The sequence below is a fragment of the Nitrospirillum guanabarense genome (assembly GCF_034653355.1).
Taxonomy (GTDB): Bacteria; Pseudomonadota; Alphaproteobacteria; order Azospirillales; family Azospirillaceae; genus Nitrospirillum.
On the sequence record NZ_JAYEER010000001.1, the window covers coordinates 455,676 to 477,793 of the forward strand.

Below are 22,118 nucleotides of genomic sequence, written 5' to 3' on the forward strand. Positions count from 1 at the left end.
TCAGGAGGGTGTCAGGGCGTTGCGGATCAGGTTGGCGATGGTGCCGTCATGGCGGAAGCCCAGCGCGCTGGCGATGGGCGTGCTCAAGGGCGGAAAGCTGGCGAACTGCGCCTCAAGATCGGGGTCGGGGCGGTAGGTGACGCGCGTGGAGCTGTCGGGATAGGACCGCGCCAGGCCCGCCATCAGATCAGCCAAGGTGACCCGCAGGGCCGGCAGAGTGAAGGCGCGGCGCTGCATCAGGCCCCGGGGCAGTCGGGCGGCATGGATCAGATTGTCGACGCAGGTGGTCAGGGACATCAGGCAGGTGGCGCCGCCGGCGCTGACCGGCAGTTCCAGTGATTGGCCGCCGGCATAGGCGTGGAACAGCCGGTTCAGGAAAGCCGCCCTTTGCCGGGCGTCCGCGTCGGCGCGGGCGACGATGCCGGGCAGGCGCAAGGCATAACCGTCGATCCAGCCCCGGCGGGTGAACTGCTCCAGCGCCTGCTCCATCATCAGCTTTTGGACGCCATAGGTCATGACGGGCTGCGGCGGCGTGGCATCGTCGATGTGCGGCGGCAGCGGCGCGCCGAAAACCGCGATCGTGCTGCAGAACACCACCCGGGGCGCCGGGCCGTCCCGCAGGGCCAGCACTTCCTCGAACAGCGAGAGGGTGGCGTCCACGTTCACGCGGCGCGACAGGGCGTAGTCCGCCTCCGCGGCACCACCCAGCACGCCGGCCAAGTGGATCAGGACGTCGACGCCGCCCACCAGCGCCGACCGCCGCACCTCGGCATCCCCGAAATCGCCCACCACCGGACGCAGACCCGGCTGATCGGGGGAATTGGGCGCAGCCAGATCCACGGCCGTGACGGTGGCGCCGGCGAAGACGGGGTCACCCGCCGCCGCCAAGGTCAACAGCCGGCGGGTGACGGCGCGGCCGACATAGCCACGGGCGCCTGTGACGACGATACGCATGTGGCAGTCCCCCAACGTCTTCTTTCCCCACCGCGGGCCTCGGCCGATCGGGTCGGCTGCGAAATTATTCGCGGAGGAAATGGCGATGACAAATCGGGAGTGCGGGATCGACCTATCGTGGCGGCCAATAGATTCGGAAGATCAGGCCCCGGAGGGATCGGTCGGGGCACGCCCGGCTTGGGCAGCGTGGCGGCATGGTCCCGCAAGGTGCGTTGCAGCCACTGCACCCCCGGATCACGCCGCTTGAACTTATGCCACTGCACCATCTCCCGCACCGTGGGGATGTCCAGGGGCGAGGGCAACAGGCGCAGCGGCAGGAACCGGGCGTAATGCTCGGCATGGCGGCGGTGCATGGTGGCGATCCGCCGGGTGCCCAACACCAGCTGCGGCACCAGGCTGAAATTGGGGGAGAAGACCTCCACCCGCCGGGTGCGGCCGAAACGCTCCAGGAACCATTGGTCGAAGGCCGGATGGCGGTTGCGGCCGTGCTGGACCGCCACATGCGTCAACTCGAAGAACTGGTCGAAGCTGACCGCCTCCCCCACCAGGTCGTTTCCGGTCCAGGCCACCAGGACGAAATCATCCTCGAACAGCAGTTCGCGGGGGTGGAAGGGCGCCAGATAAGGTTCCAGGTTGATCAGCAGATCGATCTCGCCCCGCTCCAGCCGTTCCGACAGGGTGTCATCGGGCAGCAGCACCTCGATGGAGATGCCGGGCGCCTCGGCATGGGTGCGGCGTAGCGCGTCCGCCAGCAGCACGTCGGCCACGTAGTCGGACGCGATGACGGAGAAACGCCGGTCCGAGGTGGCCGGGTCGAACTCAGGCGGGGTGGTGATCATCGTCTTTACCTGCAGCAGCATCTCCGCCACCGGCTCGGCCAGCGATTCCGCCCGCGGGGTCAACACCATGCGCCGCCCGATGTTGATCAGCAGTTCATCCTTGAAGAACTCCCGCAGGCGGTTCAGCGCGCCACTCATGGCGGACTGGCTGAGGTGCACGCGCTCCGCCGCCACCGACACGTTGCGCTCGGTCAGCAGGGCGTCCAGCGCCACCAACAGGTTGAGGTCCAGTTTTTCAAACTTCATGGCGTCGCCCACATTCCATCCCTGGCGCCGGATCTGTCGCCCGCGTCGCCGTGTTCGTCAGCCCCGCACCTGATGGGAAGGGCCCATGCCTTGTCACGATATATGGCGCGGGCAAGTATTTGAAATGGAAAGGATTGATCGACCGCACCGATTCCTGGCATTGGCGGGAATGATCGCTGGGCGTGCCCGTGGCGCAGGCCCCCCCGGTTCTCGACGTTGTTTGGCCGCACCGCGTGGGGCATAAAGGGGCTGGCGTGTCCCTTGTTAATCAGGCCCATGGCAACCGGCGCGCGCCAGCCCGACAGAAGCCAGCCGGATGTGTGGTTAGGATGTGTTTGAGTGCGTGACCTGTTTCGCCGGATCGTCCGACAAGTCGCCTACCGCAGCCGGCTGCTGATGACGCGCACCGCCGATTACGCCGAACTGCTGCTCTTTCCCCCGCGCCCCGCCGTGGGCCTGATTGAGAAAAGCTGGACGGGCCAGGTGCCGCTGGATGGGGCGGCCCGGGTGGCCGTCTTCATGCACTTCGCGCGCACCGACAGCATCGCGCCCTATGTCCGCTATCATGTCCGCAAGCTGCGGGAGGCGGGCTTCGCCGTCGTTTTCGCCAGCAACACGCCATGCCTGAGCGACGAGACGGTGGCGCCCCTGCTGCCGGACGTGGCGCTGGCCTTTTCCCGGCAGAACATCGGCTGGGATTTCGCCGCCTACCGCGAGGCCATTTCCCTGGTGCCGGCGCTGGAAAAGCGCGAGATGCTGCTGATCACCAACGACAGCGTCTTCGGTCCCCTTTACGACCTGGAACCCTTGATCGCCCGGGCATCCCCGGCCGAGGCCGACATCTGGGGCAGCACGGACAGTTGGGAACGCCACTATCACCTGCAAAGCTTCTTTCTGCTGTTCCACCAACGGGCGCTGAGTTCCGCGGCCTTCCGCCAGTTCTGGGATGGCGTCCGCTGCTTCCGGCGCAAACACTGGATCATCGAGAAATACGAGATCGGGCTGACGCGCACGCTGCAGGGCGGCGGCCTCCGCTGCAAGGCGCTGTTCCCTTACGACACCGTCACCGAAACATTCATGCGCTCGCACACGCCGCGAACCGCCCCGGTCAAAACGGACAGGACCTCGCGGGCCGGGTACGCGCAAATGCTCGCCAGCCGGATCAAGGCTTCCATTCCCATCAATCAGACCCATTTTTTTTGGTACGAGCTGACGGTCAGCCTGGGCTTCCCTTTCATCAAACGCGAATTGCTACAGAAGAATCCGGCCAACATTCCCAACGTTGCCGATTGGGAACACGTTGTATCCAGGGTTTCGACTTATGATCCCGGTCTGATCCGCGAGCACCTTTCACCACGATAGCGTAGAAGTAGCGGGGGTTTTTTCATCAGTCGACCTGCCGGATCTGGCGCCGGCGCGGCCATCGACGGCTTTGCTTTCAGAACTCCAGCGCATCGCCTATAGTGGACGTTCAAGGCGGGGGGATTTAGCGGTTTCATGTCTGACACGTTCCTTAAGATGCTCAAGAAGGGTGTCGGACTGCCGATGCTGCTGGTTGATGGCGCGGACCTGATCCGCTGCCTGCTTGGCCCGGTGCTGCCCCGGCTGACCACGGTCAAGGCCAGCCTGCCCGGCCACCTGCCGCTGGACGGGGCCCGCAAGGTCGCCGTCTTCAACCACTATGACCCGCGTGGCATCGTCCATGACTATGTCGTCTATTTCGTCGCGAAGCTGGCGGAAGCCGGCTACGCCGTCATCTTCGCCAGCAACTGTCCCAAACTGCCGGCCAAGGAAACCGACAAGGTGCTGCCGCACGTCGCATGGGTGCTGAAACGGCGCAACATCGGCTGGGATTTCGGCGCCTTCAAGGACGCGATCGCCCTCATCCGCGACCCGGGTGCGCTGGACCAGCTGTTGATCACCAACGACAGCATCTATGGTCCCCTGCAGGACCTGGGTGACGTGGTCCGCCAGGCGGACCCGGCCCAGGCGGGCATCTGGGGCCTGACCGACAGTTGGGACCGCCATTTCCACCTGCAAAGCTACTTCCTGATTTTCCATCAGGCCGTCCTGCGGCATCCAAGCTTCGCGAAATTCTGGAAGAAGGTCCGCTATTACCGGCGCAAGCGCTGGGTCATCCGTGATTATGAGATTGGTATGACCCGCTTCTTCCTGCGCGCCGGCATCCAGTGCCGGGCCCTGCTGCCCTACCGCAGCGTCGTTTCCGAGATTTCCAAGCCACTGAATGAAGCCCTGGACCGGACCAAACAGGCGGACGCGGAGGTCGACAACCATGGCAACAGCCAAGGGCAAATTCTTCCCTATCTGCGGCAGCTGCAGAAGGCCATCAACCAGGGCCGTCCCCTGAACCAGACGCATTATTTCTGGGATTACCTGGTGGCCCGCAAGGCCAGCCCCTTCATCAAGCGCGATCTGCTGCAGCGCAATCCCGTGGGCATCCCCTGCGTGCAGCGCTGGGAAGAGGTCATCCGGGCCGCCTCCCCCTCATACGACACCAGCCTGATCCTGCATCATCTGCAGTTGTCGATGCGCAACCGGGTGCATTGAGCGGCGGGGCCCAGCGGCGCGACCTCATGGCCCGCTAGCGGACATCCCCGTGAAAGGCGCGGGCCTCCAGGGCTTCGATCACCTGGGAGGCGCGGGGGTCACCCGCCTTGGCCCCCCGGCGCGCCCATTCCAACGCCGTTTCCACGGCCGCCGCACCGTCATGGGCTGCGATCAATTCCGCCAAGGTGCTCATGGCTTCGCCGCTGCCGGCGGCCACGGCCTTTTCCAGCCAGGCCCGGGCCTCCGCCACAGTGGCGTGGCCTTCCGCCTCCTGTCCCCGGGCCAGCAGCATGCGCGCCAGGTTGACCTGCCCTGGCACATGTCCTTGTTCCGCCGCCCGGCGCGTCCACAGCAGGGCGGCCTCGACGTCTTGCGGCAGGCCGGCACCGGTGGCGTAGGCCCGCCCCACCCGGAACTGGGCCGACGCGCTGCCTCTCTCCGCCGCCTGGCCGTACAGGACCATGGCCTGGGCCTCGTCCTTCTCCAGGCCATAGCCGTGATAGTGCAGCACACCCAGGTTATAGAGGGCGTCGGCGTGGCCGGCGTCGGCCGCCATGCGGAAGTACTGGGCGGATCTGGCATAGTCCTGCGGCACACCGTCACCGCCCAGGTGGCAGATGCCCATGCGGAACTGGGCCGGAACGAAGCCGTTGTCGGCCGCCTTGGCGAACCAGCGCACCGCCTCGAACACGTCTTTGGGCAGGCCCCGCCCGCTGGCGTAAGCCAGCCCCAAGGCCATCTGCGCCCCGGCATGGCCGCGATCGGCCGCCGCCTGGTACCACTGCGCCGCCTCGATTTCGCTGGGAACGCGCGCCAGCCCACCGGCATGCAGATCCCCCAGCAGCGCCATGGCCTCGACATCGCCCTTCAGGGCGGCGCGGCGCAACCAAGTCTCCGCGGCCGCCCCATCCTGGGCGACGTTCTGGCCGCGCATGTACATGACGCCAAGCGACCGCTGCGCACCCGCCACCTGCAGCTCCGCCGCCTGCTTCAGGCGGGCCAGCCCACGATCCGGATCCTGGGGCGTGCCCTCGCCCAGCATATGGGCCATGGCCAGGTAATAGATGGCGGTGGGGTTGCCGACGGCGGCGGCCTCCTCATACAGCCGCACCGCGCCCGCCGCGTCCGGTTCCCCCAGATCACCGCTGGAGAGGATCATGGCCAGCCCCACCTTGGCCGCGGCGTTGCCGGCATCGGCGGCACGCCGGTACCACTCGGCCGCGCGCCCGGGATCGCCCTCGGCCCCGCTGCGCCGGGACAGCAGCCAACCCAGCAGCACCTGAGCCTCGACATGCCCCTGGGTCGCCGCTTTCTCCGACCACAGGCGGGCCAGCTTGACGTCCACCGGCAGATGGAAGACGCCGCGGGTGTCACCGTCCGCCGGGGCACGGCCCATGCCATTGGCGTACAAGGCCCCCAGGCGCGCCTGGGCATCGGCGTCGCCCGCCTCGGCCGCCGCCGTGATCCAACGGACCGCCGCCGCCGGGTCGGCCAGGACGCCGCGCCCCTGGATCAGCGCGTCCGCCAGCCCCCGCATGGCCTCGACCGAGCCCGCGCGGGCCGCGGCGGCCAGCGCCCGTGCCGCGGCGACGTCATCGCCACGCGCCGCCAGGCGGCGGGCCATGGCCAGGGACCATTCGGCCGATGACTGCCCGACCCGCCACGTGGCGGCCCGATCTATCAATGTCGAAAGGCCGGCCATGATCCACCGCGTGCCCGGTTGGGGTCGTGGGTGCCGCTCAAGGCTCGCGCATCCCCTCGGACGCCTGGCGCAGCACCGACTCCATGAGATACATCAGGATGGTGCGTCGCCCGACCATGATGTCGGCGGTAAGCGGCATGCCCGGAACCAGGTGCACCCCCTCCTGTCCGACATTGTGCAGCTTGACCTCGGTGATCTCGATCCGGCCCCGGAAGAAGCGCCGCGAGGTCGGCTGGCCGTTGTCCTGGCGGGTGAAGCTGTCGTCGCTGACGCTGCGCAGGATGCCCTTGGCCGTGCCGTGCTCGATGAAGCGGTAGGCGTCCAGCTTGATCTCGACCTTGTCGCCCAGCTTGACATGGCCCTGGTCGGCGCCGTCCAGATCCACTTCCGCCTCCAGGGGGGCGTTGGCCGGCACCAGGGTGACCAGCATGTCGCCCGACTTGGCGACGGACCCCACGGAGATGTCGCCCACGGCCAGGATGGAGCCGTCCTCGATGGCGCGCATCTCCACCAGGTCGTTGCGACGCTCCGCCTTGGACAGGTCATCTCTCGCCTTCTGCAGATCCGTCCGCTTGCTGGACAGGTCCTGGGCCAGGTCCGCCTGCCACTGGTGGAGGAAGGACTCACGCTCCGACCGCAGGGCCTCCAGGTCGTGCGACGCCGACCGCGCCTGCTGCTCGGCGCTGGCCAGGTTGCGCATCATCTCGGTGCGGCTGTCCTGCGCCAGCAGGGTGTTCAGGCGGCTGCCGTACTCCTTCTTTTCCAGCTTGGCGCGCATATCCTCGATTTCCGAGGTCACCGCCACGCGGGACTTGAAGTACTCCATGTCACGCTGGCTGCGCACCATGGTGGACTGGGCGGATTCGATCTTCTGATCGTAGTTCGCCAGCTTGGCCTTGTATTCCGCCTGGCGCGACCGCCAGACGGACAGCTGCAGGGCGGCCTGTGTCGTCGGCTCGGCACCCGGATCATAGATCCCCTTGGCCTGTTCCGCCTCCAGGCGGGCGACCTCGGCCGTCAACGAGGCCACCTGGTCGCGCAGCTGCGAAGCGTCGGCCGACGCGAAGGTCGGGTCCAGCGTCACCAGCAGGTCGCCCTTCTTCACCTCTTGTCCCGGCCGCACCATGATGGAGCGGACGACGGAGGTGTCCAGCGGCTGCACCACGATGCTGGGCGTGCGCGACACGACCTTGCCCGGGGCCGTCACCACCTCGTCCAGCTTCACCACGGAAATCAGGACGAGGGCGACGGTCACCATGGCCGACAGGGTGTACAGCGTGCTGCGCACCGGCTTGGGATACGGGGCTCCAACGACCGCGGCGATCTCGGACTGGAAGTCGTTGATCGCCTGGGCGACGACGGCGTCACTCCCGCGGGGCGTCGGGACCAGAGAGCGCACGCTCATTGGGAACTCCGGAAGATTGATGGCGATTCTGCTGGAACCAGAGGTGACGGTAAATATCGCACCGCTGGAGCAATTCTTCATGGGTGCCGACGTCGTAAACCCGTCCGCGCTCCATCACCACGATGATATCGCAATCCACCAGCGAGGTCAGGCGATGGGAGATGATCACCATCGTGCGGCCTTCGGAGATGCGCTGGAGATTGCTGTTGATGATGGCTTCGCTGTCCGGATCCAGGGCGCTGGTGGCTTCGTCCAGGATCAGGATGGGCGGGTCCACCAACAGGGCGCGGGCGATGGCGATACGCTGGCGCTGGCCACCGGAAATATTGGTGGAGCCTTCAGCCAGATAGGTGTCGTAGCCGCGCGGCAGGCGCTCGATGAACTCCTCGGCGCCGGCCATGCGGGCGGCCTCGATGATCTCCTCGAACGAGGCGTCGGCCCGGGCGGCACCGATGTTCTCGCGCACGCTGCCGCTGAACAGGAAGTTGTCCTGCAGCACCACACCCAGGTTGGAACGCAGGTGGCTGATGTCCATCTGGCGCAGGTCGACACCGTCGATCTTGATCAGCCCCTCATAGTCCTGGTGCAGGCCCTGCAGCAGGCGGGTCAAGGTGGTCTTGCCCGAGCCGCTGCGCCCCATCACGCCCACGACGCTGCCGCGCGGGATGTCAACGGTGACCCGGTCCAGCGCCTTGTTCTGGGAACCGGGGTAGCGGAAGCTGACGTCGTCGAAGCTGATGTGCCCATGGAAACGGGGGCGCAGGCCGTGGTCCGACCGCAACTCCTCCGGCGGGATGTTGACGATGGAGGCGACCTGGCTGACGGCGCCCCGCACCTCCTGCACCTGCTGCAGCATGCCGGCGATCTGGACCAGCGGCTGGGTGGCGCGGCTGGCCAGCATCGTGAACGCCACCAACGACCCGGCCAGCGCGGCCTGGTCGGACGACAGCGCCATATAACAGCCCAGCAGCAGGGTGCCGGAATAAGTCAGCTTCTCCAGCGGCTGCAGCAGGGTCTGCGGCTGGTTGGCGGCCAGCGCCAGGTTGCGGTGGGCCTTCACCGCCTGGGCACCTCGCATGTCCCAACCACGCCGCTTGCTGCCTTCCAGCGCCAGCGACTTGATCGTCCGCATGCCGTGGATGGTCTCGATCATGAACGAGTTCTTGCGGGTCTCCGCCTCCACCACCTTGGCGTGGTATCGGCCGATGACCGGCATGTACAGCAGGACGACCAGGAACATGACGCAGGCGATTCCCAGCACCCACAGGGTGAGGATCGCGTTCATGAAGAACATGGCCGGGATGATGACGAACAAGGTGATGGTATCCAGCGCGGTGCCGAACAGCTGGCCGGTCAGGAAGTTGCGCACGCGCCAGATTTCGTTCAGGCGGTGGTTGATGAGGCCCGTTGGCAGGCCTTCGAACACCTCGATGGGCAGACCCAGCAGGCGGTCATAGACGAAGGCCGTCAGGCGGCCGTCGATCCGGGCGGTGCCTTCGGCCACCAGGTAGCGGCGCAGCCAGCCGAACGCGGTGTCGAAAATGATGACGAACACCACGCCGAGGAGCAGGACCACCAGGGTGGAGACGCGTTGGTGCACCAGAACGCGGTCGACCACGACCATGTAGACCAGCGGCGGCACCAGGGCGAAAAGGCTCATGATCAGGGCGGCCAGGCCCACGTCGCGGAAGATGCGACGCTCGCGCAGCACCTCGCCCAGCAGCCAGCCCAGCCCGAACAGGCCCCGTTCCTCCGCCTCGGTGTTCTTGGGCTTCACCAGGACGACGTCGCCGGCCCAGATCTCATCCAGCGCGATCTCGTCCAGCGGGCGGATCTGATTCGCATGGTTCGGGTCGCGAACATAGGCGATTGGGGGGAAACGCTGGGTGACACGCCGGTCAGCACCAGGGCGGTCCCGTCCTTCAGGCACAGGATGGCGGGAACCGCCCGGCCCAGGCGCATCAGCTGCCGCCAGTTCATGCGGACGGCCCGGGCCTCGAAGCCCTTTTCGTCGGCGGCATGGACCAGGATGGCCCGCTTGACCTCGCCTTCCCCCTCGGCATAGGTCCGGACCAGTTGCTCCCGTGAGAGATGGACGCCGTGGTGCTGCGCCACGAGCAGCAATGCGGTGAGCATCGTGTGATCCACGATGGCCCCGTTCATGGTCGATGAATCTGCGCTCACGTCATCCGCCGTACAGAACCCCATTGTGCCGGCCTGTTCCCCTTTCGGGCAGGGGCCGGTCCCCCTTTGCGCGCGACCTTAGCGCACTCATAAAAGAAACGGCAAATTCTACATATGCCCGGCCCGGATTTTCTGATGGGTTAATGCGTCATTTAAGTGAAACGACGAATTAAACTCTTGCCGGCCATGGGCAGCCAAACCGCGCCAGGGCCTGGCGCCAGGCGGGGACGGCCCGGGTGCGCGCGTCGAATTGCGCCGTCACCGTCTCTCGCGCCTTTTGCCGCAAGGGCGCCAGCGCGGCCCCGTCACCCAGGGCCCGCACCACCCGGTCGGCCAGCATGCCCGTGTCGAAGAAGGGGAACAGCAGGCCGTTCACCCCATCCCGCACCACCTCCGCCACCGGCGGCGTGTCCGAGGCCACCAGCAGGGCGCCACACGCCATGGCCTCCAGCATCGACCAGGACAACACGAAGGGATAGGTGAGGTAGACGTGCGCGCTGGACAAGCGCATCAGGTCCAAAAATCGGCCGTGGTCCACCGGCCCCAGAAAATGGACCCGGCCCGCCTCCAGCGACGGCCCCACCTCCGCCAGCATCTGCTCGCGCCAGCCGCCTCCACCGGCGGGGGGCGGGCCGTAGCTGACGCCGTCGCCGCCGGCCACGACCACCCGCGCCCGAGGGCGGCGCCTCAGGATTTCCGGCAGGGCGCGCATGAAGACATGGAAGCCCCGATAGGGTTCCAGATCCCGGGCCACGTAGGTCACCACCTCGTCCCCCTGCTTGAGGGCCGTGCCATCGGGCAGGGCGAAGGCCGGCACCGGCCCTGGACGGGCCAGGTCGGTGTCTATCCCCTCATGCATCACCTGCAGACGCTCGCGGAAGGCGGCGGGATGCAGCGAGCGCTGCCATTCGGTCGGGCAAACACCCAAATCCGCGGCCTCCAGCCCCAGCAGATTGACGGCGTTCAGCGTGCGCACCCGGGCGAGGTCATCCAGGGTGACCGGGAACAGCGGATCGAAACCCACATCCGCTCCCCGGCTATGATAATAAAACTCGAAATAACCGACCAACGGAACGTCCGGCCACAAGTCTTTCAAGTAAAGAGTATCGCCAAAACCGCAATGGCCGACGATCAGATCGGGGCGATATCCTTGCTGCGCCATTCCCACGGCCTCCAGCAGGGCGCACTGGCCGCGGATGACATAGTCGGCGGCGCTACGCAGATAGGGATGGGTGTCGGCCGCCGCCGCGGGCATGTCCCGATAGAGATGCGGCCGCAGGCCCGGCACCTGCCACTCCTCCCGCTGCCCCAATCCCCGCACCTCCACCCGCGCATCGGCCAGCAGTGACAAGGCCAGCGGACGGAACTGGCCGGGAAAGTCCTTATGCACCAGCAAAACCCGAAACATCCCCGTCCGCTTTCCCCATCGCTCCGGGGCCTCGAGCCCCGGGGGCATTCTCATGGATGGCCATCCGGCTTGTCCACGCCCATCGGATCCGCGCGGCTCCGGTCCAGGCCATGGCCGGCGGACGGGCTGGACAAATCCGCCGGCGCTCGGGCACAACCGGAGGGACAGCCCCGGTGACACCATAGGCGGGGCGCCGCTTGCAGCACGGAAGCACTTCGCATGGATATCCGCTGGCCCTCCGCCGACGCCCCGACCATCGCGGCCCCTTGCCCGGTCTGTGGCGACGCCGGCCCCCATGCGCCGGTCCTGACCGTTCCGTGGGGCGGTCCCCATGATCCCGATTGGGTGCTGCTATGCTGCCGGCAGTGCACCGTCCGCTTCTCCACCGACCGCACGGTCGGCGACTACAGCCACGACACCGGCATCTTCATCGCCGCCACCGACCTGTACCTGGAAATGGGCGCCGGCCTGGACGTGATGCTGGAGCCCATGGGCTGGCTGAAGCCGGGCGAGGGCTGCCTGCTGGACATCGGCGCCAACATCGGCTTCATCAGCGACTATGCGGAGGTGGCGCTGGGCTGGAAGGCCAAGGGCTATGATCCCTCAAGGTCGGCGGAGCTGGGCCGCACTTGGCTGGGTCTGGACATCGTCCCGGACTATTTCACGGAAGACACGCCCCTGCCCGTCACCTATGACGTGGTGGCCGCCTTTGAACTGCTGGAACATGTGCCGAACCCGGTGCCGCTGCTGAAGACCCTCAGCCGGGGCTTGAGCGACACCGGCGTGCTGGTGCTGACCACGCCGGACGGCGGCGTGCTGAAGCCGGAGACGCCGGCCTCCATGATGTGGCCCATCATCAGCCCCGGCTCGCACCTGATCCTGTTCACCGCCGCGTCGATGGAAACGGCGCTGCGGGCCGCCGGCTTCACCCACGTCAGCGTGACGCCCGTGGCCGGCATCCTGCGCATCCACGCCTCGCGCGTGCCGCTGCCGGCGGGGGTGGGGGACGGCTGTGATCGTGCCCTGTTGCGCGAATACCTGCGCCGGCGCCTGACGCCCGAGCGCATGCCCAAGTATGACCGGCTGGAGAATGGTTTCCGCTACCGCCTGTTCAAGGAACTGGTGAACTTCGGTTTCCCTGACGAGGCGCAGGAGGTGTTCAAGCGGATGGTGCCGCAGGTCCGCGCCCGCTTCGGCATCGACCTGGATGACCCGGAAAGCCTGATGGTGCCGCCCAACCCGGTGGACCTGGAGGAATTCACCCGGCGTGAGCCCGGCAACCTGATGGCCACGCTGCATTTCAAGTCCATCCTGGTCAACAATGCCGACAATGACGCCGCCCGGTCGGCCTGCTACGCCGCCGCCGCCGTGCTGGCCGGCGTGACGCTGCGCCAAGTGCTGCAGCGCCTCAGCATGGACAATGGCGAAGCCGGCACCGCCATCCCCGCCGCCTTGCGCCTGGCCTTGCAGAACCTGGCCGTGCAGGGCGCGGACATCCGCCCCCTGCTGACCCTGGTGGAGGCGACGGATGCCACCACCGGTTTCATGCTGACGCCCACGGACCGCGACAAGCTGCGCGGCGACCTAAAGGCCACCCTGACCACCCTGGGCATGCGCGAGGCGGAGACCCTGGACCAGCCGGTCGCGGTGGCGCCGGGCGACGACTGCGTCACCCGCCTGATCAACCTGGCCCGCCCCGCCGCCTACCAGGCGGCCCGGCAGACGGCCATCGACACCATCGGCAGCAATCGCAAACCGGCCAAGGTCCTGGCCTTGCTGGACCAGGCGGTGGGCGACCCGTTGCTGCGCGACTGGCCGGCCACGGTGACCCTGTGCGCCAAGGTGGCCCTGATCCGCCTGGTGCGCCTGCGGGCCCATCGCCTGGCCGCCCGCGTCTATGAGCGCTGGGGCGACCCGTCCTGGCACGGGGACGCGCCCGTGGCCGCGGCCCTGGCCCTGATGGCGGAGTCCCGCTACCCCCTGCCCATCCGGCTGTACCGCCGGCTGCGGCAGCGGCTGGCCGCCTGATCCCCTTCAAACAGGCGGCCACAGCTCCGCCGGACGGCGGACGGACCAGCGCCGGCCGGCCAGCATGAAGCCGTGGAAGATGCGGCGGGCGACGCTCCGCCATGCGGGGCCCCGATCCATGGCCGGCCTCCTGATGAACAAGCGATGGTTTTGCGAAAGCCGGCTGGCCTGGGGTTACCCAGGCCAGCCCCGGACGTTTAGAAGCCCGACAGGACCAGCTTGCCCCGGGTCGTGCCGCTTTCGACCAGGGCGTGGGCCCGGCGCAGGTTGGCAGCGCTGACGGGTCCCAAATCCTGGGTCATGGTCGTGCGCAGCACGCCCGCGTCCACCAGGCGCGACACTTCAGCCAGGAGATCATGCTGGGCGATCATGTCCGACGTCTGGAACATGGAGCGGGTGTACATGAACTCCCAATGCAGGGAGATGCTCTTGCGCTTCAGCAGGGTGATGTCCACCGGCTGGGCGGGATCGTCGATCAGGGCCAGTTTGCCTTGCGGCGCCATCAGGGCGGCGAGGGCGGGGAAGTGCTGCTCCGTCGCCGTCAGGCTCATGACGTGGGTCGCGCCACCCGGCGCTATGGCCCGCACCTGGGGCTCCAGCGGCTGGCGGTGATCGATGACGTGGTGGGCGCCCATGGCGAGGCTCCACGCCTGCGTTTCAGGGCGCGAAGCGGTGGCGATGACCGCCAGGCCGGTCAGCTGACGCGCCAGCTGGGTGGCGATGGAACCGACGCCGCCCGCGGCACCCACGATCAGCAGCACGCCGGCGGCACCGTCGTTCTCCGCCCCCGCCGGCAGCCGCGCCACACCCATGCGGTCGAACAACATTTCCCAGGCGGTGATGGTGGTCAGCGGCAGGGCCGCCGCCTCCGCCACCGTCAGGCTGGCGGGCTTGGGACCCACCAGGCGTTCATCCACCAGATGGAATTCCGCGTTGGTGCCGGGTCGCTCCAGCGCGCCGGCGTAGAACACGGCGTCGCCCGCCTTGAACAGCGTCGCCTCCGACCCGGCGGCGACCACCGTGCCGACGGCGTCCCAGCCCAGGACGCGGGGGGCCCCTTCGGCCGGCGCGGCGTTGCGGCGAACCTTGGTGTCCACGGGATTGACGGAAACGGCGTCCACACGGACCAGCAGGTCGCGGCCGGTGGCCACGGGAGTGGGCAGTTCCAGATCCACCAGGCTGTCGGCCTGGTCGATGGCTTGGTTCCTGTAGTAACCGACGGCTTTCATGACAAGTGACCTCGTTGGGGTGGGCCGCCGTCAGCGGCGGCGAACACCCTGACGGTCCCCTATTCCGTTCTGATCATCAATTGACATGATAAAAGACACATTATTCAAATATGAATAGATGTCGAGAGGAGTGGACCCGGTGGATTGGGACGACCTGCGCTATTTCCTGGCCATCGCACGGCAGGGCACCCTGTCGGGCGCCGCGCGCCAGCTGGGCGTCAGCCAGCCCACCGTGGGCCGACGGCTGGAGGCGCTGGAGACCCGGCTGGGCACCCGCCTGTTCCACCGCACCCCCGCCGGCTATGTGGCGACGGAGGCGGGCACCGGCCTGGTGGCCGGGGCGGAGCGTATGGAGACGGAGGCCCTGGCGGCGGAACGGGCCGCCACGGGCCTGGACGTGGGGCTGGAGGGCACGGTGCGCGCCACCTCTCCGGAATGGGTGGGGCAGTGGCTGCTGGGCCCGCAATTGGCACGCTTCCATGACACCCACCCCGGCATCACCATCGAATTGGTGACCGACGCCCGGCTGTACAGCCTGACGCGGCGGGAGGCGGACGTGGCCTTCCGCTTCCATCGCTTCGACCAGAACGAGATCGCGCAGCGCCGCGTGGCCACGGTGGGTTTCGGCCTCTATGCGGCGCCGGAGTACCTGACGCGGCATGGCACGCCCGATTTCGCCCAGGGGGCGGTCGGCCACGGCCTGATCCTGATGAACGAAAGCTTTGGCGGCCTGCCCGACTTGCCCTGGCTGCTGGCCCTGGCGCACGGCGCCCGGCATGCCCTGCGCACCAACAGCCGCGACCTGCAGGCCGTGGCCTGCGCCGGCGGGGCCGGCCTGGCCGCCCTGCCCCACGTCATGGCCCAGGCGCGCGGCCTGGTGCCCGTGGACACGCCCACGCCGGTCCCGCCGCGCGAGATCTGGGCCGGCGTGCACCGCGACGCCCAGCGCACGCCCCGCATCCGCGCCTTCCTGGACCATATGGCCCAGGCGCTCGCGCGTTAGGCATCAACTTCCTCGCCCGCTGGGCCCAGGTTGGCCTCCAGGCCGGCGCGCAGCCCATCCACCTGGGCCTTCAGCGCCTTCAGCCCATCCAGGCTGAGGCCGGTGGCGCACAGGATGGCCTCCTGCACCGTGCCCAGGCTATCCTGCAGCTTGCGGCCGGCCCCGGTCAGGGTGACCCGCACCAGGCGCTCGTTCTGCGGGTCGCGCCAGCGGCTGACCAGGCCCGCCGTCTCCAGCCGCTTCAGCAGCGGGGTCAAGGTGCCGGAATCCAGGTCCAGCTGTTCGCCGATGGCCTTCACCGTCAGGCCGTCGCCGGACCACAGCACCAGCATCACCAGATACTGCGGGTAGGTGAGGCCCAGCCGGTCCAGCAGCGGCTTATAGGTGCGGTTGAACAGGTGCGCGGCGGAATAGATGCTGAAACACAGCTGGTCGCGCAACAGGGCGGCCTTGGCGGAAGAGGCCTTGCCGCCCCCCGCCGCCCCCATACCTTGATGCGTGGTGTCCTGATGGTCCTGGGCCATGATGACGCCCTCACTTCTCCAGCGGCGCGCAGGGGAATGGGCGCCCGAACTACGCATGCTAGCACCAACAAACGAATTGCGCGCAATCTATTTGTGCATGGCAATTATGCCAACTGACAAATTGTGCACAATTCGTTATCGCGCAATTCTAATCTCACCGGCGCCGATGATCCAGGCCGAGACCCGGCCGGATCGGCGCTCCCGAGTTGAACAGACCAGTTGAACCAACCCAGTTGAAATCATGGAGATGATCATGCCCATCCTCTACACCACTTCCGCCACCGCCACCGGCGGGCGTGAGGGCCAGGCGACCTCTGTCGACGGCATCCTGGACGTCAAGCTGACCACGCCCAAGGAACTGGGCGGCGCCGGCGGCAACGGCACCAACCCCGAGCAACTGTTCGCCGCCGGCTATTCCGCCTGCTTCCTGGGCGCCCTGAAGTTCGTCGCCGGCAAGGCAAAGGTGAAGGTGCCGGAGAATGCCACCGTCAGCGCCAAGGTCGGCATCGGCCCGCGTGAGGACGGCACCGGCTTCGGCCTGGACGTCGCCCTGACCATTACCCTGCCGGGCATCGACAGCGAGACCGCCAACAGCCTGGTGCAGCAGGCCCACATCGTGTGCCCCTACTCCCACGCCACCCGCGGCAACCTGGACGTCCGCCTGAACGTCGCCTAATCCCAAAGGGCGGTCGCGTATAGGCGAAATCGCCTTGGAGCGCGAGGCCGCCCGCTGGCCCTGGATCGAGGTCCGACCGCGTTTCCGGTTAAACGCGGTTGGGGCCAAGGCGCCGGCCCCCTCCCGGCGCCGAGAGAAAGGCCGACATCGCCCCCCTTCGCGATGCCGGCCTTTTCCATTTATATCGGTGCCTCGCGCGCTTATTCGTAAGCGATATCGCAAGACAGGCCGGGCTGGCGCGCGGCCTCGATGGCACGGTGGACCAGGGCCAGGGCCTCGAACGCCGGCTCCGGCCCGAAGGCCAGGGGGGCCCGGCCGGCCAAGGCGTCCGCCACGTTGCGGTAAAAGTCCTGGTAGCGCCCAGCCTCCAACGCGACCTCTTCCCGCACCACCGCGCCCGCGCGTTCGGTGTGCAGTAGGGCGGGCGTGGTCACCACGGCCCAGCCGGCGTCGCCTGGCTTCAGCCCCGCAGCCATTTGCGCCTCCTGCACGTCCCCCTTGGGGATGACCAGCGAGCCCTTGTCGCCATGGGCCACCAGCACCGGCCCAGCCTCCCGCACATAGGTGCTGGACCGCAGGATGACCCGGTGGTCGGCATAGCGGAAACGGACGTCGAAATAGTCCGTCGCCCCCTCCGCCCGGCGCAACGACCGCATCTCCGCGGCCACCGACAGAGGCCGGCCGAATTGCCGCAGCATGCCGTCCACCAAGTGGATGCCCAGGTCGAACCAGGTGCCGGCACCGGGCTGCTCGTCCTCCTTCCACGCCTTGTGGGTGACATGGGCGCGGTAGCGGTCGTAGTGCCATTCCACCTCCACCAGGCGGCCCAGGTCGTCGGCGGCCAGATGACGGCCCAGGGTCAGGTACTCGGCGTCCAGGCGCTTGTTGTGGAACACGGCCAACAGGCGGCCCGCCGCCTTGGCCTGGGCCATCAGTTGTCGTCCCTCATCCAGCGTGATGGTCATGGGCTTTTCCAGCACCACATGCTTGCCCGCCGCCAGCGCCGCCTGGGCCATGGGGCAATGCAGGGCGTTGGGGGTGTTGACCACCACCAGCCCGACGGCCGGGTCGTCCAGGATGGCCTGGAAATCCGCTACCACGCGGGTACCCGCCGGCTCCGTCCCGTCGGCGCCGGAACGCCGCAGGATGGTGTGCAGCGACAGGGCCGGTTCCGCTAGGATCAGGGGGGCATGGAACACCCGGCCGGACAGGCCGTAGGCGCACAGGGCAGTGGCGATCATGGGTTACGCTCCTTCTTACAGGCCAAGACGCACTATATTAATTTGCGATTTACAGTATCTGGCGCCAGATCAGCAAACAGAATTGCCCATTAATGAATTAACACTGCAACCTAACCCATAATTTCCAATCAAAATTCTCAAATCCGGTGGCGCGATCCTGAGTCAGCCCTATATGACTTTTCCATGAAGTGCGTCGTATGTATCGATATTGGAAAGGCGGTGATCATTCCGCCCCTTTCATCAAACGCCTACTCTGAAGCCATATCTCCGAATTCCTGGTCCGAAGCCCTAATTCTGTAGCCACCCAATTCTGAAGGACGCGTGATGAGCCTTGCCGGGACGCCCGCCACCGCTCCCGCCCAGGGCGACAAAGCCCGGCTGTGGTCCATCCTTGTTCATCTGCTCTATTTGGTCGGGGCGTTTCCACTGGGCCTGGTCATGGCCTACGTCAAGCGGCCGGACTTCGCGGGCACCATTTACGAAGGCCACATGACCTTCGCCATCCGCACCTTCTGGATCTGCGCGCTGTTCGCCATCTGCGCCCTGGCGTTGCGGGTGGTGGGGATGGAATTCATCACCTTGTTCATCGGTAGCATCTGGGCCGTCGTGCGGGTGGTGGTGGCCTTGACCCGCGCCATCGACGCCAAACCCATCCTGAACCCCCAGGGCTGGGTGATCTGACCATCGCGCGGTACAGCCATGGCGGGTGAAGAGGCCGGCAACGGGCCCGGACACCACCCCATGGTGGTAAGTGCCGGTAACGCTTTGTATACCCTTCCCCAGCCATAACGTATTTCAAACCGTGGTGCCGGTAGACACAATGGTATAATCCTATAACGTTTTTCCAGCCGAACTATGGGTTTCGGGGGCCGTCGGCGTCGCGCGCATGGTTTCGCCGGAACCGGCACAGCCGACCGCGTCGGCCACGCGGGGCTTTGGGGGCATGTCGATGCGGGTGGTTTTCCCGGGCTTATGCTTCAGCACCGATGAACAGGGCATCGCCTTCAGTCACAACCCGTGGCTGGTGCTGCTGTCATACCTGACGGCCGTCTTCGCCTCCTTTGTCGCCCTGAATATGGCGGAACGCATGACCGGCTCCACCGGCCGGTCACGCTTGGCTTGGCAGTTGGGAAGCGCCTGTGCCCTGGGCGGCGGCATCTGGGCCATGCATTTCATCGGCATGCTGGCCTTCCAGGTGGCCCTGCCCGTCGCGTGGGAGCCCACGCTGACCCTGGCCTCGCTGTTGACCGCCATCCTCTTCGTGGCCCTGGGCTTGGAAGCCGTGCGCCACGGCCGCAACAGCGTCATCCGTTTCATCCTGGCCGGCACGGTGGTGGGCCTGGGCATCGCCGTCATGCATTACACCGGCATGGCCGCGATGGAGGTGCCGGGCCAGATCGCCTACCGCCCCGGGCTGTTCGCCCTGTCCGTCCTGATCGCCATGGCCGCCGCCACGGTGGCCCTGATGCTGTCCGTCACGCTGAAGCAGGGCTGGCACCGCGCGCTGGCCGCCCTGATCATGGGCGTCGCCATCTGCGGCATGCACTACACCGGCATGACGGCCACGGTGCTGACCCTGGATCCGTTGGCCCCGGCCCCCGCCGATGTGGATCGCGGGCCGCTGGCCATCATCGTCGCCGGCGCCACCTATGGCCTGCTGATGCTGGCGCTGGTGACCGCGTTCGCCGACCGCCGCCTGAACGCCGCCGCGGAACGCGAGGCCCAGCGCCTGAAGGCCGCCAACCGCGCCCTGGAGGCGGAGGTGGAGGAGCGCCGCCGGGCGGAAGAGGAGCTGCTGCGCGTGCGCGAGGGGCTGGAGGAAGCGGTGGCGGAACGCACCCGCGACCTGGCCGCCGCCCGTACCCGGGCCGAGGCCGCCAACCAGGCCAAGTCTGAATTCCTGGCCAGCATGAGCCATGAACTGCGCACGCCGCTGAACGCCGTCCTGGGCTTCGCCCAGCTGATGGAATACAACAAGGCGCGCGAGCCGATGACGCCCAAGCAGGAGCGGGGCGTCCAGCAAATCATCAAGAATGGCAACCATTTGCTGCGCCTGATCGATGAGGTGCTGGACCTGGCCCGCATCGAGGCCGGGCAACTGACGCTGTCGCTGGAGCCGGTGGATCCCCGCCTGGTGGTGGAGGATGCGCTCAACGCCCTGCAGCCGGTGGCGGAAAAGGCGCGGGTGACCATCGCCGCCGTCCTGCCCGAAGCGGCCCCCCCGTCCTGGCCGACCGCACCCGCCTGGTCCAGGTGGTCAGCAACCTGCTGTCCAACGCCGTGAAGTACAATCGCCCCGGCGGCACCGTGCGCATCACCTTGGGCGCGGCGTCCACGCCTGGCCGACTGTCGCTGTCCGTACAGGACACCGGCGAAGGCATCGCGCCGGACAAACTGGGTGAGCTGTTCCAGCCCTTCAACCGCCTGGGCCAGGAATACGGCGACATCCCGGGCACGGGCATCGGCCTGACCATCACCCGCCGGCTGCTGTCCGCCATGGCCGGCACCATCGAGGTCGCCAGCGTCCTGGGCCAAGGCAGCACCTTCACCGTCAGCCTGCCGGTGGCCCTGAATGCGATCCCCGAGCCGCGCGCGCCCGGCGCCGAAAGCAATCCGCTGGCCCAGACCCGGCCCCGCACTATGCTGTATGTCGAGGACAACCCATCCAACATCCAGTTGATGCGCGACCTGATGGAAACCGTGCCGGACACCAAGCTGCTGATCGCCGCCGACCCGGTGACGGGCCTGGACCTGGCCATGGGCCACCAGCCCGACGTCATCGTCCTGGACATCAACCTACCGGGCATGAGCGGCTTCGACGTGTTGGCCCGCCTGCGGGACCGGGAGGAAACCCGAGACATCCCCGTCCTGGCGCTGAGCGCCAACGCCCTGCCCCGGGAAATCGAGAAAGGCCTGCGTGCCGGCTTCCGCCGATACCTGACCAAGCCCCTGAACGTGCAGGAGTTCATGGAGGCCCTGGCCGATGCGATGGAGCCCGTCGATGCCGTTTGACGCCACCGACCTGGTCAAGAACGCCCGCATCCTGGTGGTGGACGACCTCGCCGCCAACGTGGAGCTGATGGAAGGCGTGCTGACCGCGGCCGGCTACACCAACATCACCGGCACCTGCAATCCGCGCGAAGGCCTGGCGCTCTATGGCTCGATGACGCCGGATCTGATCCTGCTGGACTTCCGCATGCCGGGCATGGACGGCCCCGCCTTCATCCGCGCCGCGCACGCGCTGAGCCCCGGCCAACGCCCGCCCATCCTGGTGGTGACGGCCCAGGGTGATGAGCAGACCCGCCGCACGGCACTGGAGGCCGGTGCCCGCGACTTCATCTCCAAGCCCTTCGCGCTGTGGGAGATGCTGGCCCGTGTGCAGAACCTGCTGGAACTGCAGATGCTGTTGCGGGACAAGGAAACCCAAGCCAACCGCCTGGAGGCGGCCGTGGCCCAGCGCACCCGCGACCTGGAGCACACCCACCTGGAGGTGGTGCGCCGCTTGTGCGCCGTGGGCGAGTTCCGCGACGATGAGACGGGCCGCCACGTCAACCGCATCGGCGCCCTGTCCGGCCGCATCGCCCGCCTCGCCGGCTGGCTGGGGCCTGACGCCGAACTGCTGGCCAGCGCCGCGCCCTTGCACGATATCGGCAAGGTCGCCATCCCCGACGCCATCCTGCTGAAGCCGGGCAAGCTGAGCGATCCGGAATGGCAAGTGATGAAGACCCACGCCGACGCCGGCGCCAGCATCCTCAGCGGCAGCAAAATCCCCGTCCTGGACCTGGCGGCGGAGATCGCCGCCAGCCATCACGAGAAATGGGACGGCAGCGGCTATCCCCGGGGCCTGGCCGGCGAAGCCATCCCGCTGTCCGGCCGCATCGTCGCCGTGGCGGACGTCTTCGACGCCCTGCTGTCCCACCGCCCCTACAAGGAGCCGTGGACGGCGGACCAGGTGGGGGACCATCTGCGCGCCCAGTCCGGCCGCCATTTCGACCCCGCGCTGGTCGAACTGGTGCTGGCCAACCTGGATGAGCTGCTGGCCCTGCGGGTGGAAATCGGGGTGTGATACGGCGGCGCGCGTCGTCCGCGCCGTTCTTCATTCCGACGGGAC

Annotated in this window: 19 protein-coding genes; 9 read left to right on the plus strand and 10 right to left on the minus strand. The window is 67.5% G+C overall.

The window, feature by feature from the left end:
- Together UAA55_RS01880 and UAA55_RS01885 are read right to left on the minus strand one after the other, a co-directional pair.
- Positions 1-954, minus strand: a complete 954-nt coding sequence (locus UAA55_RS01880; protein ID WP_322950970.1) for an NAD-dependent epimerase/dehydratase family protein — start codon at positions 952-954, stop codon at positions 1-3.
- Positions 891-2,039, minus strand: a complete 1,149-nt coding sequence (locus UAA55_RS01885; RefSeq protein WP_322950971.1) for a LysR family transcriptional regulator — start codon at positions 2,037-2,039, stop codon at positions 891-893. The genes UAA55_RS01880 and UAA55_RS01885 overlap by 64 nt, the downstream gene beginning before the upstream one ends.
- A gap of 339 nt (positions 2,040-2,378) precedes the next feature.
- Here UAA55_RS01885 and UAA55_RS01890 point away from each other — a divergent pair, with 339 nt between their 5' ends.
- Both UAA55_RS01890 and UAA55_RS01895 read left to right on the plus strand, forming a co-directional pair.
- Positions 2,379-3,401, plus strand: coding sequence for a rhamnan synthesis F family protein (locus UAA55_RS01890; RefSeq protein WP_322950972.1), 1,023 nt, complete (start codon positions 2,379-2,381; stop codon positions 3,399-3,401).
- Between the two features lie 135 nt (positions 3,402-3,536).
- Positions 3,537-4,607 (plus strand): rhamnan synthesis F family protein, encoded by a 1,071-nt coding sequence (locus UAA55_RS01895; RefSeq protein WP_322950973.1) that lies wholly within the window; start codon positions 3,537-3,539, stop codon positions 4,605-4,607.
- Positions 4,608-4,641: 34 nt separating this feature from the next.
- Here UAA55_RS01895 and UAA55_RS01900 read toward each other — a convergent pair whose 3' ends face one another.
- From UAA55_RS01900 to UAA55_RS01920, 5 genes are all read right to left on the minus strand, one after another.
- Positions 4,642-6,231: a tetratricopeptide repeat protein gene (locus tag UAA55_RS01900; RefSeq protein ID WP_322950974.1), complete on the minus strand. Its 1,590-nt coding sequence runs from the start codon at positions 6,229-6,231 to the stop codon at positions 4,642-4,644.
- Between the two features lie 115 nt (positions 6,232-6,346).
- Entirely contained in the window at positions 6,347-7,714 is a 1,368-nt protein-coding gene (locus tag UAA55_RS01905) for an HlyD family type I secretion periplasmic adaptor subunit (protein ID WP_322950975.1), read from the minus strand.
- Positions 7,674-9,491 carry a peptidase domain-containing ABC transporter gene (locus tag UAA55_RS01910; RefSeq protein ID WP_322950976.1) on the minus strand — a complete coding sequence of 606 codons (1,818 nt, stop codon included), beginning with the start codon at positions 9,489-9,491 and terminating at the stop codon, positions 7,674-7,676. The genes UAA55_RS01905 and UAA55_RS01910 overlap by 41 nt, the downstream gene beginning before the upstream one ends.
- The gene (locus UAA55_RS01915; RefSeq protein ID WP_322950977.1) at positions 9,488-9,850 is read right to left on the minus strand and encodes a cysteine peptidase family C39 domain-containing protein; all 363 of its coding nucleotides are present in this window, start codon (positions 9,848-9,850) and stop codon (positions 9,488-9,490) included. Before UAA55_RS01915 ends, UAA55_RS01910 begins: the two co-directional genes overlap by 4 nt.
- A gap of 217 nt (positions 9,851-10,067) precedes the next feature.
- Positions 10,068-11,306: a glycosyltransferase gene (locus tag UAA55_RS01920; RefSeq protein ID WP_322950978.1), complete on the minus strand. Its 1,239-nt coding sequence runs from the start codon at positions 11,304-11,306 to the stop codon at positions 10,068-10,070.
- 219 nt (positions 11,307-11,525) lie between these two features.
- Between UAA55_RS01920 and UAA55_RS01925 the strand changes: the two genes are divergently transcribed.
- Complete coding sequence (locus UAA55_RS01925) at positions 11,526-13,334, plus strand: class I SAM-dependent methyltransferase (protein WP_322950979.1); 1,809 nt, start codon at positions 11,526-11,528, stop codon at positions 13,332-13,334.
- 197 nt (positions 13,335-13,531) lie between these two features.
- On the opposite strand, the gene UAA55_RS01930 is transcribed toward UAA55_RS01925, so the two are convergent.
- A complete protein-coding gene (locus UAA55_RS01930) occupies positions 13,532-14,563 on the minus strand; it encodes a zinc-binding alcohol dehydrogenase family protein (protein WP_322950980.1) in 1,032 nt (343 codons plus the stop codon).
- 118 nt (positions 14,564-14,681) lie between these two features.
- Between UAA55_RS01930 and UAA55_RS01935 the strand changes: the two genes are divergently transcribed.
- Positions 14,682-15,566 (plus strand): LysR family transcriptional regulator, encoded by an 885-nt coding sequence (locus UAA55_RS01935; protein WP_322950981.1) that lies wholly within the window; start codon positions 14,682-14,684, stop codon positions 15,564-15,566.
- On the opposite strand, the gene UAA55_RS01940 is transcribed toward UAA55_RS01935, so the two are convergent.
- Positions 15,563-16,090, minus strand: coding sequence for a MarR family winged helix-turn-helix transcriptional regulator (locus tag UAA55_RS01940; protein ID WP_416235151.1), 528 nt, complete (start codon positions 16,088-16,090; stop codon positions 15,563-15,565). The two genes, UAA55_RS01935 and UAA55_RS01940, sit on opposite strands and share 4 nt — an antisense overlap.
- A gap of 253 nt (positions 16,091-16,343) precedes the next feature.
- Between UAA55_RS01940 and UAA55_RS01945 the strand changes: the two genes are divergently transcribed.
- On the plus strand, positions 16,344-16,766 hold the full coding sequence (locus UAA55_RS01945; protein ID WP_463667841.1) for an organic hydroperoxide resistance protein: 423 nt from the start codon (positions 16,344-16,346) through the stop codon (positions 16,764-16,766).
- Between the two features lie 200 nt (positions 16,767-16,966).
- Here UAA55_RS01945 and UAA55_RS01950 read toward each other — a convergent pair whose 3' ends face one another.
- The gene (locus UAA55_RS01950) at positions 16,967-18,007 is read right to left on the minus strand and encodes a Gfo/Idh/MocA family oxidoreductase (protein ID WP_322950983.1); all 1,041 of its coding nucleotides are present in this window, start codon (positions 18,005-18,007) and stop codon (positions 16,967-16,969) included.
- A gap of 324 nt (positions 18,008-18,331) precedes the next feature.
- Between UAA55_RS01950 and UAA55_RS01955 the strand changes: the two genes are divergently transcribed.
- From UAA55_RS01955 to UAA55_RS01970, 4 genes are all read left to right on the plus strand, one after another.
- Entirely contained in the window at positions 18,332-18,688 is a 357-nt protein-coding gene (locus UAA55_RS01955) for a DUF4870 family protein (RefSeq protein ID WP_322950984.1), read from the plus strand.
- Between the two features lie 268 nt (positions 18,689-18,956).
- Positions 18,957-20,291 carry an MHYT domain-containing protein gene (locus UAA55_RS01960; protein ID WP_322950985.1) on the plus strand — a complete coding sequence of 445 codons (1,335 nt, stop codon included), beginning with the start codon at positions 18,957-18,959 and terminating at the stop codon, positions 20,289-20,291.
- Positions 20,261-21,019 carry an ATP-binding protein gene (locus UAA55_RS01965; protein WP_322950986.1) on the plus strand — a complete coding sequence of 253 codons (759 nt, stop codon included), beginning with the start codon at positions 20,261-20,263 and terminating at the stop codon, positions 21,017-21,019. Before UAA55_RS01960 ends, UAA55_RS01965 begins: the two co-directional genes overlap by 31 nt.
- Positions 21,009-22,073, plus strand: a complete 1,065-nt coding sequence (locus tag UAA55_RS01970; RefSeq protein ID WP_322950987.1) for an HD domain-containing phosphohydrolase — start codon at positions 21,009-21,011, stop codon at positions 22,071-22,073. Before UAA55_RS01965 ends, UAA55_RS01970 begins: the two co-directional genes overlap by 11 nt.
- Positions 22,074-22,118 lie beyond the last annotated feature (45 nt).